The sequence below is a fragment of the Wolbachia endosymbiont of Onchocerca gibsoni genome (assembly GCF_029169405.1).
Lineage (GTDB): Bacteria > Pseudomonadota > Alphaproteobacteria > Rickettsiales > Anaplasmataceae > Wolbachia.
Map to the genome: position 1 here is coordinate 356,346 of NZ_JABUMP010000001.1, position 17,158 is coordinate 373,503.

The following is a 17,158-nucleotide window of genomic DNA, read 5'->3' on the forward strand; positions in this document are numbered from 1 at the left end:
AGTGAATATATAAAGAAACTTATTTGCTATGTATGTACAAAATGAAAGCCCTTTATTTTTATTACTTACTTCCGAGGCATATAATTCTCATCGTGCTTTGCAAATACTGTATCTGCTAAAAAGGTTCCATTGTCGAACATTTTACCTTGCACAACAACACCACTTTTTTCTGAAAACATTGGTGGAAGTACCCCTTGATATTTTATTAAAACGCTTTTATTAAAATCTGTCACCTGGAAGATTACTTCATTCTCGTTGTGTATTACACTATTCTCAACAACCATTCCACCGATACGAATTAACTTTTGATTGTTTGGTAAAACTATCGCTTCACTTACTGTATAAAAAAATGAGATATTTTCTTTGAGTGCTATTAAGATAAGAAAAACTACGCAGTTTAAAAAGAAGGAGATTCCTGAAGCTATAAGTAATCGCTTATGTTTTCTCTTCATTATTGTTTTTAAGGCCCTCCAAAGTTTCTTTACTCTTAATATAGCAAGAAATAGTAAAAATTAACTCCCCAGCAATTAATACAAAACTAATGAGGTAAGCAAAAATTACATACGTATTCATAGTGTATTACCAATAAACAATTTACCTGCGTCGAAATAAAGTAAACCTCCATCTTTTTGTTGTAGTGCCAACTTACCGTTTTTATCTATATCAATAAAAGTTCCCTCATACAACTTGCCAGCTAATTTTACGCTGATTTGCTTGTTCATTTTGAATGCTTTTTTTAACCACATGTTTCTTATAACACAAAACCCGTCAAATATCCACTGTTTTCTTAACTCATTAAAATTTATTATCAATTCTTTTAATAGATCTATGTTAGATGAAGACTCACCGTAACTGCTAATGCATGTTGTCCATGAAAACGGTGCATGATTAATGTTAATTCCAATTCCTATAACTAGCCAATATGAATTGGATTTTTTTTCAAGCAATATCCCGCTTATTTTCCTACCATCTACCAGAATGTCATTTGGCCATTTATATTGAATGTTACCGTCATCTATAGATGACGATAACGTGTTGCCAACAGCAAGAGCAGTAACAAAAGTTAATTCTGTCAATTTACTTAAGCTTTCTCTGTTATTCCAACATGTAATGTTGTAATTCATTATTGGAATGATACTAGTGTGATCATATAAAGAGTCTATGATTAAACTTACATAAAAATTGCCCTTTGGAGAAATCCAGCTTTTTCCAGTGCGTCCTCTACCATCTGTTTGCTTATCGGCAATAATAACGGCTTCGTTTGATATTCCTTTATCAATTAAGTCCAATGCTTTTCCATTGGTACTAGAGACTTCTTTATAATGATAAATATGAAAACCTTCAAATGTTTTAGGGAACACTTCATAATCCTTTAGTTACTAAATGAATTAACGAGTATAAATTTTCTATGTACATAAAAAGAACAATATTGATCAAGGAAGACGCTGAAGTGATGATTAATAGACCCTTAGGATAAGTAATCTTAATGTTACTAGCTTTATCAAAATACATAGCTTTTATAATACTTAAGTAATAGTAACATGATATAATACTTGCTACTACGAGGATCAAAGACAAACTGATAAAACCTGAGCTTATTAGACTTCTAAATATAAAAAGTTTAGCTAAAAAACCTGCAAGTGGTGGTATTCCCGCCATTGAAAGTAATAGTACAGAAAGATGAAAAGCCAAAATTGGGTGTTTTTTTCCAACACCAGCTAAATTAGCAACATTGCAATTGTCATCGTCAATTTGTATAAAACATGAGAATAACCCTATACTTGTAATGATGTATATCATTAAATACATCAAGGAACTATCTATTCCTGTCCGTGTAAAGGTAGAAAGTGAAACAATCATGAAACCAACATGACCAATTGAACTGTAAGCAAGCAGCCTTTTTAGGTTTTTTTGGCGCAAAGCCCCGAAAGTGGAGATAAGCACAGACAATGTTGAAAAGCATAAGAGAATAGGTTGAACATAATTTTTTACATTTGCCAACTCTTCATTCGTTAATCGAATTAAAAATGTTATAAGTGCAGCCTTTGGAGCGGTAGAAAAAAACATAGTTACTATGGTGGGTGCGCCTTGATATACATCTGGAGCCCACATATGAAAAGGAACAATGGCAAGTTTGAAACACAAACCAATGAGGATAAAAACTAACCCAAAAACTATTCCGTAAGTTACCTGATGGTTTTGTACAAATAAACTTAATTGAAAAAAATCGATTTTTCCTGTATATCCATAAAGTAGCGACATTCCATATAGCATAATACAAGAAGATAGTGCACTAAGTGTAAAATATTTTGCTCCTGCTTCAGATGAATATGCTGAATTTTTATTAAAGCTTGTAAGAACATATAGAGATATACTCATCAGCTCAAAAGCTAAATAAAAAGAAATTAAACTATTTGTTGAAACTAAAGTTATCATGCTGAATAGAGCAAAAAGAATCAGTACTGAAAACTCATACTTGTAGTTGTATTTTGATAAATCCAGTAGCAAAAGTACTAAAATTCCTATAATAAGGATTAACCCTTGGGCTGATCTGATATATAAATTAAGTTTTAATAATGAATTAAATGAAAAAACTTCACTGTTTTCTATTGAAAGAATTAAAATTATTAAAGTTGCCACTGTACAACTAAGTCCTAGTAAGTTAATAATGCGGCGGCTAGACATAATTCCAAGTAGCAGCAACACCAGTGAGGAGATAATAGAAAAAGTTTCTGGTAATACCTGTATGTAATTCATGGAGTATTATATTTGATTAATAAACTTGCCATACATGGCTTCAAATAATTTAGTGCAAAGGTTGGGTAAAATCCGAGCAAAACAATAAATACTGCAAGTAAAATTAGAATAGAAAATTCTATGTTATCTAGATGGTTATTTGACAATTTGGAACAGCTACTTCCCCATATTATCCGTTTGCATAAATTCAACATATAAACTGCGCTTAAAATAGTGCTAAGTGCAATAAGTCCTGTAAAAAACTTTATTTTTTTAAACATTCCAATCATAACCAAAAACTCACCTATAAATCCAGACGTTCCAGGTAGTCCTATTGAAGCCATTGAAAATAAAATGAACATAAAGCCAAATTTTGGCATTGTGTTTACTATGCCAAAATACTTTGCAATTTTTAGGGTTCCAGTTCTAGTATGTAGCATTCCTACGCATAAAAATAAAGCAGCAGAAATAAGACCATGGCTAACCATCTGGAATATAGCACCAAGTATACCCTCTTCGCAAAATGAAAAGAGACCAGCAGTAACAATTCCCATATGCGCTATCGAAGAATAAGCTATTAACTTTTTTATATCGTCTTGAGCAAACGCAACTAGTGAAGTATAGATTCCTGTAATAATGCTGAGTATAACAACGAAATTTGAAAAATATGAACTTGCCTGGGGAAGCATTGGAATAGAGAATCTTAAAAATCCGTATCCTCCCATTTTAATAAGCAAACCAGCTAAAACCACAGATCCAGAAGTTGGNGATTGTACATGCGCGTCAGGAAGCCAAGTATGAAATGGGAACATTGGTACTTTTATTGCAAAAGAAATAAAAAATGCGATCCATAACAATGATTGCACTCTAAAATCAAGGCTTGGCATTAACGTGATCAGTTTCTGTATGTCGTACGTTTCAAAAACGCTATAAATATATACTAACCCAAGCAGAAACAATAATGAACCGGTAAGTGTATAGAGGAACAATTTAAACGTTGCATATATTCTGTATTTCCCTCCCCAAATGCCAATAATAAAGAACATTGGTACTAAAACAGCCTCAAAGAATACATAAAAACTTATAGCATTTAGTGAAATAAAAAAACCGATTATAAAACTTTCAAGCAGTAAAAACAATGCCATATATGGCTTTAGAGTTTTATAACTTATTTTACAATTGTAGAGTATACAGATACCAAACAAGAAAGTTGTGAGTAGAAGGAAAAATAACGATATACCATCTACCCCTATTCCAACATTTCTAATCGGATAGCTAATAAACTGAAAACCAGCATTGGTATAATTGTATTTTATACAAGCCACAATGCTAAGCAAAAATGGAAGAGCAACAAAAAATAAGGCAAGGAACCTTAGGTATATAGATTTATGACTAATCTTTATTAAAGATAAAATTAATGCTCCCATTAGTGGAAGTAAGAATATACTAAGTAATAACACTTTCTATTTAATTCCAATAATATACAAAGCACTGATTATTAAAGCAATGAACATAATAAATGCATAATCAAATATGTAGCCAGTTTGTAATTTTATAGAATTCTTTGAACATTCATTAACTAATTTTACAACACCGCTTGGTCCGAGTGAATCAATGGTCTTGACATCAAATTTGTATAAAAGTTCAGATATAAGCCTCGTTGGTACAACTATAAAAAGTTCATATATCTCATCAAAGTACCATTTATTCTGCAGGAATTTAAGTAAAAATTCACTTTTAATTTGTTTAATCGTTTGATAATAATAGGTCAAGTACGCAAATGCTATCCCACTCAGGCTTATTAAAATTGGTAGTAGTTTTATAAAGAAATCATGAACTTCATGCTCATCAGCAACCACTAAGCTTGACCTCCAAAATACATTATTAGTTATGTTTAAAATATTTACTCCCCATATTCCAGAAAACGCCGACCCAAAAGTAAGTATTGATAACGGTATAAGCATAACTACTGGTGCTTCATGTATATCAATTTTACTTTGCTTGCGGCTATGAAATACCAGAAGTAATACTCTCCAAGAGTAAAGCGCTGTAAGGAATGCAACAACTAAACTTATTATAAAAGCAAAGCTGTCTGTATCATAAGCATGCTTAATTATCAAATCCTTTGAATAAAAACCTGCAAATGGAAATATTCCAGAAAGTGCAAGAGAGCCAATCCACATAGAAGCGTAGGTATAGGGAATTTTCTTCCAGCAATTTTTCATCTTTTGAATGTTCTGTTCATGATGCATTGCGTAAATCGCATTACCTGCGCTAAGGAATAGCAAAGCTTTTAAAAAAGCGTGTGTCATCAAATGAAAAACAGCAATATTGTAAGCAGAAAGGCCACACGCTATGAACATATAACCAAGTTGGCTACAGGTTGAATAAGCAATTACTTTCTTTATATTATTCTGAGTAATTGCAACGGTAGCTGCAAAAAAAGCAGTAAGTTCACCAACAATAACTATTAGTTCTCTTGCTACTTTTGATAGTTCAAACAGTGGAGAACATTTTGCTACTAAGAATACACCTGCTGTTACCATTGTTGCCGCATGAATAAGCGCAGAAACAGGAGTTGGCCCTTCCATTGCATCTGGTAACCAAACATGTAGGCCGAGCTGAGCAGATTTTCCCATACAGCCAATAAAAAGCAGTACACATATTACATCAATTATTTTTAGTTCACAGCAGAATGCCCTAATGTTCCTTGTACCAAGAAGATTAGCTGTATCAAAAATTTCAGTGAATCTCAAAGAATGAAATGTGTAATAAATTAGAAAAACTCCAATTAATAGTACAAAGTCTCCTACTCTATTTGTAACAAATGCTTTGAGTGCCGCATTATTCGCAGAATATTTTTGAAACCAAAACCCTATAAGCAAATAAGAGCATAAACCAACCCCTTCCCAACCAAAGAAAAGCTGTACGAAATTGTCACTTACAACTAACATAATCATACAAAATGTAAATAACGACAAATAAGAGAAAAACCTTGATTTTCCTTTATCGTGTTTCATATAACCGATAGAGTAGAGGTGAACTACTAGAGAAACAGTGGTAACAACAACCAGCATTAAAGATGAAAGAGCGTCCATATTAATTGCCCAATTCACTTTTAATTCACTTAATGAAAGTAGAGGAAATAAACTTAAGTGGTAATTTTCAGAGAAAGCAAGAAAAACATACCAAGATAAAACTGCAGACATTCCAACTCCTACAGTTGTAATTGACTGGCTAAAAGTATCCTTCTTAAAAAGGGCTGCAAACAATGAAGCAAAAAGTGGCAAAAACACTATTAATTTTAATATATTCGTCATATTTTTATTCCTTCATTAAGTTTACCTGCTCAACATCTATGTTGCCGTGATTTCTATAGTATACAACTAATATTGCAAGTCCTATTCCTGACTCAGCTGCTGCAACAGTTAATACAAACATGACAAAAATTTGCCCTATTATGTTATTCATAAAAGCAGAAAAAGCAACTAGATTGATGTTAATTGCTAGTAATAATATTTCTATTGATAATAATATGTTGATTATGCTCTTGCGGTTGATAAAAATACCACACACTCCAATAGTGAATAAAACAGCAGCAACTACCAAGAAATGATTTAATCCTATTTCCATTTCACTCCTTTTCCAAATTTAGCCTTAACTAATCTTACAGATGAGGACTGTGTTAATTGTTTCAACACATTTTGTCTTTTAATTCCTTTTTTCTTATCTTGCGAGGCAAGAGCAATTGTGCCTACAATTGCGGCGAGTAGCAGAATGCCAGAAAGATGAAAGGCGTACATGTAATCAGTATACAGCAAATCACCGATAGCTTTCACATTATTCATGCTATAGTTTATACCATTGTTTATATTTAACGCTGAGTTGAGAATTATAAAACTGATAACCAGAAAAAATACAACAGATAATATGGTACTAAGGACTAAGTGTTTCGTGAAACCCTGACGCAGTTTTATATAGTCAATATCGAGCATCATAACTACAAAGAGAAATAACACTGCAACTGCGCCTATATATACTATTAGTAGTATCATAGCAATAAACTCAGCTCCAAGAAGAATAAAAAGAACTGTAGAGTTAACAAAGGTGAAGATTAAAAATAACACTGCATGAACAGGATTCTTTACACTGATCACATAAATAGCAGATAGAATGCTGAGGATTGCAAAAAGATAAAAGAAAAAAGCCATTGATACTTTAATTGCAATAATAGTTACTAATTTAAAGTAACTATTATTATGAAGTCAATAAACTTTTCACATGGCATAAAGTTATTTCGTTTAACTTTTCAATTTTGGCAGATTAAAATGGTAAAAAGTTTATATTTAATGTATAACTGTTTAGTTTTTTATACTATATGTGCTTTTATGTTTTTATAAGTTCTTTTAGGTTTTGAGCTTTTATCTATATAAGCTAAAGTATACTTATTTATAAAGTGCTCAAGACATTATCTAACGCTAAATTTTAAATAGAGAATAAGATGATTAGCTTGTTGATTTTCTTTGCTTAGTAAGTTTCTTTTAATATTAGGGTTAGGGGCTAAAGGTCAGTTGCATTCAAATACAGTTGAATTGTAATATTAAAGGCTAAAAAAACGCTCTAAGTTTCTTCCTATTTTTTCTATTTAATAAATTTTTTAAATATTAATAACTAGAGTAGTACTAACAGCTTTTGCTTAGCTATTTATTAATGCCATAACGGCATAACATAAGAAAATTTAGCTACTAGTATAACATAAGATCAGCTGTTTTTTATGCTTGCTAAATCAAATCAGTTTACTTGTGAGCAAATAACCTTTTGGATACCTTCAGTAATTTAACTAGCTTTAACCTAATGTTTGGTTTTTTGTAATACAGAACAACTTTGAAATATTAAAAAAAATTGTGTTATTTTTTCAAATTCCTTACCATAATATTATTATCCATACCTTAAGCTACTACTCGATATGCTGAAATTTTTTTTTTAATGANNGCTTGATAGCGCTATAATGAACATTCAAAATACACACCATATCTAAAATATGGTGTGTATTTTCGCCAATTAGAATGAAAACCTTATACCAGTAAGGAAAAGCATTCCCTGATTAGACGCAGCGGTAAGCTTCTCTTTGTATCCTTTGTCATCAGTCATAAAATAATGAAGGACTGCATAAGGGACAAACTTACTTTTACTGCAAGTGGAGGAGAGATCATATTGAACGCCAAGTGCAATATCATGAAGCTTATTTCCATCACCTGCTTTACTACCAAAGTAAGTCAAGCTTGTGTAGAAGTTCTCATACTGATAACCAGTACCCGTAGTCCAATACATGGTGCTTTTATCATTTCTTTCAAATTTAGTCTCTGACTCTTCCATTTTTTCTCTATTGTCACCAATAGCACTTTCAATCTCAATTTTCTGGTAGTTACCATTAATTAGTTTTTTAATATTCTTTGGTTGGTCAGATTTGCCTAAATATGCAAAAGATGTAGCAAATTTTATATTTTTATCCTCATTAATTTTATAGTCAGCACTTACACCTAAATTAACGCCTATCAGGTTATTGTATTCTACATATTCATTATAAAAGAGTTGATTTTCATTTAGTTGTTTCGGTAGCCCATATTCACCAGTCATAGAAGTTTTAATTTTTACATTATATTTATTGAAATCATATTCATACGATACACCAGCACTTACTATATGCTCATAATTTGGACCGATATGTTTCTTATTCTCTATAACAAATAAACTACTATCATAGCGAGGTGAGTAGCCAATGCCGAGTTTTGCACCCATATAACTTGGCGAGTAATAAGCAACTCTAAACGGCAGTGTAGTCATAACATCTTTATGGTATTTTCCTGCCATGTAGAAAGAGAAAGTTTCACTTCCACTTGAAAAACTTTCAGTGTGAAGACGTGGTGTCACATAAAATGGAAAATTTTTGTTAATCCCTTCTAAGTTTACTTTTCTAAACCAATTACTATCTGCAGCTCCGTCAACGGTTGCAATTCTCGTTGCGTCAAGCCTCATCAAAGCTTCAGGACCAAACTGATAACCAAGTTTCAAGTCACCATATTTTGAATTCAAAAATAAGTGTGCACTTCTACCTCTTACCACATTAATACCTTGTGAAGCTCCTTTTCCTTCAGTAAGTGGAACTTGGAGTTGCACATCAGCACCATAAAGAAGTCCTAAATCCTCATTTTTATTTTCTGCTTTTAAGTGCAACATTGCATCTGTAATCATACCTGTATCATTGCTATAATCACCGATATTTTCTGTCTGCCCAAATATTGGATGCAACCCTGTTGTCTGATTATTAGGATTAGTATAGCAACTTGTCATATTGTTATAACACTTATAATCTTCACCACTTGGTCCTGTTTTGCCATAACCTTGGGCATCAACAGCACCACCGAAAGTTATTTTTAAACCACTTTTCCCTCGGTTGGTATTGACAATATCAACGTCACCGATTGAGACGACAGGATTTGCATTACCTTTTTCTCCTGTATGTTGATTAATAACTTTTATATTATCTTTTGTGACTTTTGCTTCGGTTTTAGTCTTCTTAGTTTTAGAGCTTTCTAAATTGGAATTCTCAACATTTATAACCTTTGCTTTTTTCTCATTTACTAGCTTTTCCTTCTCTTTCTTTTTTTTAGCTGCTAGCTTCAGTTCATCTCTCTTCTTAAGTTCTTCAGCTTCTTTTCTTGGATCAGAATTACATATCCGGTCCATTTTCTCTTTTAGTTTTTTATTTAATGTTTTCATAACCTCCATTCTTGCAGAAGTTGTTGTGCCCTCTTGCTTTTTTACTTCCTTCATATTTTCATTAGAAAAGTCAGCAGCAAAACTGCTGAAAGAATATAAAGCTAATAAAGAAGCTAGAGCAGTTTTAGTGTAGGTAGATTTTTTCATGAAAGTGCCCCCAAAAAATTTCAAAATCATTATTCTAAATGTAAAATAGTATAAAAGTGTTGAAAATTCAACTCAAAGCAACCTTATAGCTGAAACAAAAGTAAAATGCAACATCTTAAGAGCAACTTTTTTTAATATGCTAACGTAGTGTTAATCAAAATTCAATGTGAAGGTTAAATATTCTTTGCTTGTTATCTGTATTATAATCTAGCTGTCTACCTTGTAAAGTGAGACTTTTCATGATAGAATAATAGATTAAGAATGAAAAACTCTTATAAAGTACTTTAATAAGTATTAAAATATTAAAATAATTATTGATAATAACATAGGTTCATAGTCAGTAGGTAAAGTTACTTAGATAAATCCAGATATTTTATATAGGTTTTAAGCTTTTTATGAAATTAGTTTAATATTGCAAACACCAGTATAAGTTATGCAAGCTCCAAAATCAGATAATACTCAACAATCAAGCTCCATCTCATTAGATACCGGTAAATGCAAGATGAAAAATATGGTAATGAATTTGAGATTATTGAAGGTTATATATTTATAAATACTTATAACTTAAATCAAGTCATCCTTTACTTGTCTGGATTATTTATTGTAATAACAATCCGATATCTTCTAGCATAGGATACAAAATTAGAGCCAAGTTTATTGAAGAGGGATCATAATAGTATTATTCATTTTATTATAGTGGTGAAAAGTGTGCTAATTTTGTTTTTGTGAAAGATAGGAACATAATAGCCATAGCTTATTCTATTATGAAAAGTTTTAATTATATAATATCGATATAGGTGCATTTTTGCTATTCAGGACTTTCATCCGATTACAGAAGAATTCATTGTAATTTCTATAACTCACTTATAGATTTCCGGTCTAATTTCTTCATAATATCTTTAAATCTTAAGCTGAAGAATAAGGGTCAAAAATTAAAGATTTTAAAATGAATCTTATAGGAAGAGTGTTGCTAAAATAGCTGTTTTATATCTCAATGAAACCGAAGATGCTAAAAAGATGCTTATGTTGCAATTTTTGTAGATTTGATGGTTTTCGACTTTACTACTAGTGAATTTCATAATGACGTTCTTTTCAAGAACGAACTATTAGGTGGTAACTCAACACAGACAAGATCCAGTGCTAGTAGAGTAAATGCTTGGTTCACTTGATCACGCTTATGTAAAGTGTGTAATTAAGAAATTAACCTAAAATTAGAATAATATTTTACTTATAAGATAAATAATGGCCATTATAGAACTATTAAGATAATGCACGAAGGTGATTTTTAATCAAATAAATAGTGTGCCGTTTCTCTATTTACTAACCTCTGAGAATGCTAGGTAAAATTAACTGTCCGGCTTTGGGTAGTGCTTAATATTATGCATGCTATTAATTTAGTTGAATATGCTTTTGATTAATCAAATTTCTCTGAAAAAGTAAAAGGTAAGCACAAAAATTTCTTTCAAACTAGACAAGCAGAAGATAAACTTAAAAGTCTTGTTCAGACGGTAAGTAGAAGTTGAGTTACATAGAAGTTACCTGCTATGATGAGGCTAAATAATTAACATTTAAATATATGATTAAAATAACTCTTCAGAGGATGACATGGAGAGTTAAGTTTTTGTATCCTATGAAGGAAGGTAAAGCTTATTGTTTGCTTCTGTTGTGTATATGTTTAGCATAAGTTAGAAAATTGCACTATCTACCGTTCCAAGTTGAATAGGTATAAGTTTTTTCGTGGAATTTAGGGCACTGGAGGAAAAATTTTGTTTAGGTTGCCGTTCTCTATGGAAAATCTATATATCATTACCAATACTATAAGTGCTATATTATTATGCATTACAATATGCTCTCTAAAAATGTGCATGCTGCTTCATCAACATAACCTGAACGTTTGAGATCACATTCATATCAAAGTTTTTCATAGAGATCTCTCTATCTAAAAATCTATGGTTGTAAAAGTTACTATTTTACAGTATATTTCTCAATCCTAATCATAGGACTTTTTCATTAATTTCCTTTACCAGACTTTTTCCTATAACCTGGAATGCACCAGATCAGTATAAGTTGAGNNATAGGCAACAACACCGCTTGCAGCCTGTGATAATTTGTTTGGTATCACTATGAACAAAAAAAGTGAAAGATTATACGCACTTTTATTAGCTCTTTTTATTAATTGTTTAAGCAAGAATTCAATATCTCTATTATTTGTGGATTAGAGTGTTCAATTTTTACCTTTAGTTCCTCTATTTAAAGCACTTTAATTAAACAAACGTATGAAATCTTCTAGGGTTCATAAACTCGATATAATAAATCCACCTGGCACAGAGAGAGCTGCATGTCTTATATATCACAACTTTTTAAGTTATCCATAATAAGATGAGTCATCATTTAGCGATCATAGCAAGTTTCCTTCTTTATTTTTAATAATGAGGGGCTATGCTTCAGGCAATTTTCTGTTTAATGCTTTTGACCTGATTGATTGGCTAACCACACCATACAGAAAGCCAACTCTTAAACTCTTTTATGACACACTCTTAAGCTTTTTCTGTGTGACAATCACCATATAAACAATGTGAAAAACGTTAATGTAAGTCTACGTTAATTACTATAAGATCCTGATCTATTTTACACTAAGACCCATAGCTTTAGGTAGGTATCTTAAGCAATCAAAATTGTTTGATTTAACTTCCTCCAACATATTCTTTTGTATAGTTACAAAGTTATCTGGTACTGCATATTAATTTTTCTCTTTATTTTATACAAATTAATTAAATAGTGTGTATACAATATCCATACGACTAAAAAAAATGTTGCATAAAACATAGACATCACAACTAACGGCAATAGTAAGGAACCTTCTATTGCTATTCCACCACTTCTAAAAATGCTTGTTGGCTGATGGAGAGTAGCCCACAAGTTCACAGAAAATTTTACTACAGGAATATTTATAGTACTAAAGATGGCAAATACTGCTGCTGATTTTTCAGCTCTTTCTTCATTATCAAAAACACTCCATAGTGAAAGGTACCCAATATATAGAAAAAATAAGATTAACATTGAAGTAAGCCTTGCGTCCCATACCCACCAAGTACCCCAGGTTCCTTTTCCCCAGATACTCCCTGTGATTAAACATATTGCAGAAAAGACTGTTCCTGCGGGAGCAGCAGCATGTGCTAAAACACTAGCAATGCTATTATTCCATACTAAAGAGATAAAACTTAGCAATGCAACGAGTCCATATATTCCAAGAGAAAGCCATGCAGAAGGTACATGAAGGTACATAATTCGCACAATTTCTCCTTGTTTATAATCCTCTGGAGAGAAGATTAAAGCTAAAAATGCTCCAACTAAAAAACACGTGAAACACATAATCTCAAGCCAAGGTAGAGCTTTCTTAGAGAAATAAGAGAAATTTGTAGGCTTTAATAAAAACACTTGTTTCAATAATAATTATATTAAAAATTTATCAATTGGTTTAAGCTTTATCAACAAGTAGTTTTCCTCTATTTATGTAAACTAATAAATTAACACAATTTTAGTAGCAAGTTGTTTAAATCTGTACTATTATTTAGTATAATACCTATATAAATCATGGCTCTTAAAAAGAAGCTTAATCTATATTTAGTATCAGATTCAAGTGGTGAAACTGTTATATCAGTTGCAAAATCAGCTTTAAAGCACTTTCGTTCTGTAGAAACTATTGAATATGTTTGGTCTTTTGTGAAAAAAGAAGAACAAATCGATAAAATTTTGAAAGGAGTCAATAAGAAAAATGATGAATGCCATTTCGTTATATGCACTATTACTGATGATAAACTAAGAAAATATTTAAAAGATTATTGTATAAAATTATCAATTCCTTATAGAGCAATACTGTCACATATTATTAGAGAAATTTCCTCATATCTTGAAATTGAAAAAGAGGAGAAACTTGACTTGCATACTGAGATAAATAACGAGTATTTTCAGCGTATTGAAGTAATAAACTACACTATTAACCATGATGATGGGCAAAATATTCAAGACATCAATAAAGCAGATATAATTTTGGTTGGAGTTTCGCGTACATCAAAATCTCCTACTAGCATATATTTAGCTTATCGAGGCTATAGGGTTGCAAATATTCCTTTTGTTAGTGAGGTGCCTTTTCATGTCGACTTAACAAAATTAGAGAATAAACTGACAATAGGGTTAACAATAGACGTAAATAGGCTAGTAGAAATACGTAAAAATAGACTTACTTCAATCAATAACGAAGGTAATAATATATATGCTGATCCCAAGAAAGTAGAAAAGGAAATTAAAAAAGCAGAGGAACTTTTCAAACAAAATAACTGGCTAATTATTGATGTTACACAAAAGTCAATTGAAGAAGTATCAGCAACAATCATACAGCATTTTAATAAAATGCGAGGAATTTATTAATTGACTAATTTCTTGTAGGAATCCACAATGTAAGGTAAGCTATTTTAGTTCTTGTTATAGATATGAAAGTTAAAGGCTCACTAAAATCTCATCGCAGCAGGGATAGAAACTGTAAAGTTGTGAGAAGAGGTAGTAAAGTTTACATTATAAATAAAGTAAAGCCAAGATGCAAAGCTCGTCAGGGTTCTTAAATATGCTCCTTTGAAACAAGGAGGTAATTTACAATAATCACAAGTACAATGTGACAGCCCTATATGTTCTAATGTAAATGCCTACTGTGCAATAAAGTGGCTAAATTGCAGCAGATGTATTTAGTTTTTTGTTCATCTTCTTTTGTTACACGTTTTTTAGTTTATTATATGTAATAAGCACGGTAGTTATCTCTAGAAAAAAAAGAAAAAGTTGCTGTGTTTAGATACAGTTTTACTTATTTCTTCTTTTCACTATATTTCAGCATTAGTACAATTATAGGTAAACATAGCTTATTAGTATTAATGGACTTTTAAAAAAAATACAATAAGCTTTTGCTTAAGAATATCTCTTTTAAAAAGGAAAAGTTAAGTAATGAAGTGTTTTGCTTATATAAAAGAGCTCGGGTTTGGATTCACTTGATGAACAGGTAAAAAATACTTTAGGTTATGTGAGCTCTAAAGATTTAATGGTTATGCTTGTGATACGAAGTAGCAAAGAAGTTCTACCTTTAATGAAAGAAAAAAGCCGCTATAATCTAAATAAAAACATTATAAATGAGGTGAGAGTGAAAGATATTTTATTGGTGCTTTTAATACAGAGTATGTTTGGATTGTCATTGTTTGCGGCTGATCCTATTCTGATTAATTGTATTAAAACGCCAGAAATTTATAATCTTGACCCACAGCCGAGAAACTTTAATTTTTCAAATAACTTGAGAAGGAAACCTGGTTCTCCAGTTAGTGCAACAGGAGAATTAATAAATATAGTGGGTAGAGTTACTGATATAAACTGCCTACCAATACAAAATGCTGTGGTTTCTATATGGCATGCAAATTCATACGGCATGAGTCATTATGATGAAGATATAGAGGAAGATAAACTTGATCTGAATTTTGCTGAGTCAGGAAAATTTATAGTAAATAACCTTGGCTATTATAGTTTTATTACGATAGCACCTGGTAAATCTGGCGATAGAGCTCCACATGTTAACTTTTTGGTTCAGCATCCAGATTTTCCAGAATTCACAACTCAAATGTTTTTTGCTGACTATTATTGCAATAATTATGTTGATTCTGTCCTTAGTGATTTTATTGATAGTGGACTTGCGAACCTTTTAATAGCATCATTTGTTTATAATGACCAAGCTATTAAAACTTACACGTTTAATATTACTTTAGGTGGATATAATAGGTTTTCTGGTAAGAGATAAGACTTGTATTTTTCAGTCATTTTGGTAAATATTATCCTGGTTGTATAAAGCTATAAATAATGAAGATAATAATTTCTAGAATTCCACCTGATTTAAAAACAATAGTTACAGGTTTATTTGAAGGTAACGAAGTTGTGAATAGTAACTATAGTGTTTTGCAAGAAAAGTGGATTATAGACAGTATAAAACAATTTAGTGACTTCAATGGAGACTTTGGTGAATTTTTCTCCGTTACTTCATTAGAGGGGAAAAATATCATAATTATTGGTCTTGGTAAGAGGAGTGAATGGGACGAAAATAAAGAATTAAATATTGGTGGCAAGATATATTGTGAATTAAGCAAATTAAGAATTAAGCAAGCGGTGATTTCAATTGAAGGTAATGCAGCAAATATCGCATACGGTGCATTTTTACGTAGCTTTAAGTTTGATAAGTATAGAACTAAAAAGGATGGAAAAATTACAGAAGTAGAAAAGATCACAGTGTTAGTAAAAAATGAGCAATTAAGCAGTGCTGAAAAAGCGTTTGAATGTTTAAGACAAGAAGGTAAAGGTATATTTCTTGCGCGTTCTTTTATCACTGAGCCACCTAACGTTTTATATCCAGAGTTTTATGCTGACTGTATAAAAGCCGAACTTACTAAGCTTGGCCTTGAGGTTGAAGTACTTGGTAAAAAGCAGATAGAAGAGAAAAAAATGAAAGCATTGCTTGGAGTAGCACAAGGAAGTAGTAAGGAGCCAAAATTAGTAGTGATAAAATGGAATGGAGCTTTAGAACAAAAACCGATAGCTTTCGTGGGTAAAGGTATAACGTTTGATACCGGTGGAATATCACTTAAATCTTCACGCGGTATGGAGTCAATGAAATATGATATGGCAGGTTCTGCTGCTGTAGTTGGGGTAATGTGTGCTTTAGCAGGACGAAAAGCAAAAGTAAATGCAATTGGTGTAGTTGCGCTTGCAGAGAATTCAATAGGTGGTAATGCTCAAAGACCAAGTGATGTAGTTACCTCAATGTCCGGTCAGACAATAGAAGTGTTAAATACTGATGCAGAAGGAAGGCTCATGCTTGCAGATGCTTTATGGTATACGCAAGACAGGTTTTCGCCAAAGTTCATGATTGACATTGCAACTTTAACTGGTGCTATAGTAGTCGCACTTGGGAATAACGAGTATGCTGGTCTTTTTTCTAATAATGATGAATTAGCAAGTTATCTTATTAATGCAGGAAATGAAGTAAATGAAAAACTATGGCGTTTTCCTATGAACGAGACTTATAATAAAATTATTGATTCACCGATTGCTGATATGCAAAACATAGCCCCTGCAGGTTCTGGTGGGGATAGCATAATAGCTGCGCAGTTTTTACAGCGTTTTGTGAACGAAACTTGCTGGGCACATCTAGACATTGCAGGAACTGCTTGGCATGAAAAAGGCACTGACATTTCTCCAAGAGGGGCAGTAGGTTTTGGTGTAAGGTTGCTCAATAGATTGGTTGAGAAGTACTACGAAATGAGTAATTAACACCTTGGGTACTGGAAATTTAGGAAGGCTAAATTTCCAGTATGATTTTTTCATTGGTATCGTTTTTTAATAAAATGGTAAAATAAATTAGATAAGGTGACCTAAAAAGCTACTTATACAATAGCCTATCATATAACCAATT

Annotated in this window: 14 protein-coding genes; 4 read left to right on the top strand and 10 right to left on the bottom strand. The window is 31.7% G+C overall.

Annotation, left to right across the window (positions count from 1 at the left end; translation table 11 throughout):
• Positions 1–65: 65 nt before the first annotated feature.
• The 10 genes from ccmE to ccmC all read right to left on the bottom strand — a co-directional run bounded on the left by ccmE (position 66) and on the right by ccmC (position 13,101).
• Entirely contained in the window at positions 66–452 is a 387-nt protein-coding gene (gene ccmE / locus HSX44_RS01385) for a cytochrome c maturation protein CcmE (RefSeq protein ID WP_014869141.1), read from the bottom strand.
• A complete protein-coding gene (locus HSX44_RS04025) occupies positions 436–573 on the bottom strand; it encodes a CcmD-like small membrane protein (protein ID WP_014869142.1) in 138 nt (45 codons plus the stop codon). Before HSX44_RS04025 ends, ccmE begins: the two co-directional genes overlap by 17 nt.
• On the bottom strand, positions 570–1,361 hold the full coding sequence (locus HSX44_RS01390) for a biotin--[acetyl-CoA-carboxylase] ligase (RefSeq protein WP_275601986.1): 792 nt from the start codon (positions 1,359–1,361) through the stop codon (positions 570–572). The genes HSX44_RS04025 and HSX44_RS01390 overlap by 4 nt, the downstream gene beginning before the upstream one ends.
• Position 1,362: 1 nt before the next feature.
• Positions 1,363–2,757 (bottom strand): NADH-quinone oxidoreductase subunit N, encoded by a 1,395-nt coding sequence (locus HSX44_RS01395; protein ID WP_275601987.1) that lies wholly within the window; start codon positions 2,755–2,757, stop codon positions 1,363–1,365.
• The gene (locus HSX44_RS01400; protein ID WP_275601988.1) at positions 2,754–4,196 is read right to left on the bottom strand and encodes a complex I subunit 4 family protein; all 1,443 of its coding nucleotides are present in this window, start codon (positions 4,194–4,196) and stop codon (positions 2,754–2,756) included. Before HSX44_RS01400 ends, HSX44_RS01395 begins: the two co-directional genes overlap by 4 nt.
• Before the next feature lie 3 nt (positions 4,197–4,199).
• The gene (gene nuoL / locus HSX44_RS01405) at positions 4,200–6,056 is read right to left on the bottom strand and encodes an NADH-quinone oxidoreductase subunit L (protein WP_275601989.1); all 1,857 of its coding nucleotides are present in this window, start codon (positions 6,054–6,056) and stop codon (positions 4,200–4,202) included.
• Positions 6,057–6,060: 4 nt separating this feature from the next.
• Positions 6,061–6,369: an NADH-quinone oxidoreductase subunit NuoK gene (gene nuoK / locus HSX44_RS01410; RefSeq protein WP_275601990.1), complete on the bottom strand. Its 309-nt coding sequence runs from the start codon at positions 6,367–6,369 to the stop codon at positions 6,061–6,063.
• Complete coding sequence (locus HSX44_RS01415; protein WP_275601991.1) at positions 6,360–6,947, bottom strand: NADH-quinone oxidoreductase subunit J; 588 nt, start codon at positions 6,945–6,947, stop codon at positions 6,360–6,362. The genes nuoK and HSX44_RS01415 overlap by 10 nt, the downstream gene beginning before the upstream one ends.
• An 850-nt stretch (positions 6,948–7,797) precedes the next feature.
• On the bottom strand, positions 7,798–9,663 hold the full coding sequence (locus HSX44_RS01420) for a WD0745 family porin (protein ID WP_275601992.1): 1,866 nt from the start codon (positions 9,661–9,663) through the stop codon (positions 7,798–7,800).
• A gap of 2,715 nt (positions 9,664–12,378) precedes the next feature.
• On the bottom strand, positions 12,379–13,101 hold the full coding sequence (ccmC, locus tag HSX44_RS01425) for a heme ABC transporter permease CcmC (RefSeq protein ID WP_275601993.1): 723 nt from the start codon (positions 13,099–13,101) through the stop codon (positions 12,379–12,381).
• Positions 13,102–13,257: 156 nt separating this feature from the next.
• Between ccmC and HSX44_RS01430 the strand changes: the two genes are divergently transcribed.
• The 4 genes from HSX44_RS01430 to HSX44_RS01445 all read left to right on the top strand — a co-directional run bounded on the left by HSX44_RS01430 (position 13,258) and on the right by HSX44_RS01445 (position 17,016).
• Positions 13,258–14,091: a pyruvate, water dikinase regulatory protein gene (locus tag HSX44_RS01430; protein ID WP_275601994.1), complete on the top strand. Its 834-nt coding sequence runs from the start codon at positions 13,258–13,260 to the stop codon at positions 14,089–14,091.
• Positions 14,092–14,153: 62 nt separating this feature from the next.
• A complete protein-coding gene (locus HSX44_RS01435; protein WP_275601995.1) occupies positions 14,154–14,282 on the top strand; it encodes a ribosomal protein bL36 in 129 nt (42 codons plus the stop codon).
• Positions 14,283–14,842: 560 nt separating this feature from the next.
• Complete coding sequence (locus tag HSX44_RS01440; RefSeq protein ID WP_275602405.1) at positions 14,843–15,493, top strand: protocatechuate 3,4-dioxygenase; 651 nt, start codon at positions 14,843–14,845, stop codon at positions 15,491–15,493.
• Positions 15,494–15,552: 59 nt separating this feature from the next.
• Entirely contained in the window at positions 15,553–17,016 is a 1,464-nt protein-coding gene (locus HSX44_RS01445; RefSeq protein WP_275601996.1) for a leucyl aminopeptidase, read from the top strand.
• Positions 17,017–17,158 lie beyond the last annotated feature (142 nt).

Bases quoted from the DNA above. Each gene is read 5' to 3' on its own strand.
- nuoL (WP_275601989.1), bottom strand. From the start codon at position 6,056: ATGACGAATATATTAAAATTAATAGTGTTTTTGCCACTTTTTGCTTCA.
- HSX44_RS01415 (WP_275601991.1), bottom strand. From the start codon at position 6,947: ATGGCTTTTTTCTTTTATCTTTTTGCAATCCTCAGCATTCTATCTGCT.
- HSX44_RS01420 (WP_275601992.1), bottom strand. From the start codon at position 9,663: ATGAAAAAATCTACCTACACTAAAACTGCTCTAGCTTCTTTATTAGCT.
- HSX44_RS04025 (WP_014869142.1), bottom strand. From the start codon at position 573: ATGAATACGTATGTAATTTTTGCTTACCTCATTAGTTTTGTATTAATT.
- HSX44_RS01430 (WP_275601994.1), top strand. From the start codon at position 13,258: ATGGCTCTTAAAAAGAAGCTTAATCTATATTTAGTATCAGATTCAAGT.
- HSX44_RS01395 (WP_275601987.1), bottom strand. From the start codon at position 2,757: ATGAATTACATACAGGTATTACCAGAAACTTTTTCTATTATCTCCTCA.
- ccmE (WP_014869141.1), bottom strand. From the start codon at position 452: ATGAAGAGAAAACATAAGCGATTACTTATAGCTTCAGGAATCTCCTTC.
- HSX44_RS01445 (WP_275601996.1), top strand. From the start codon at position 15,553: ATGAAGATAATAATTTCTAGAATTCCACCTGATTTAAAAACAATAGTT.
- HSX44_RS01435 (WP_275601995.1), top strand. From the start codon at position 14,154: ATGAAAGTTAAAGGCTCACTAAAATCTCATCGCAGCAGGGATAGAAAC.
- nuoK (WP_275601990.1), bottom strand. From the start codon at position 6,369: ATGGAAATAGGATTAAATCATTTCTTGGTAGTTGCTGCTGTTTTATTC.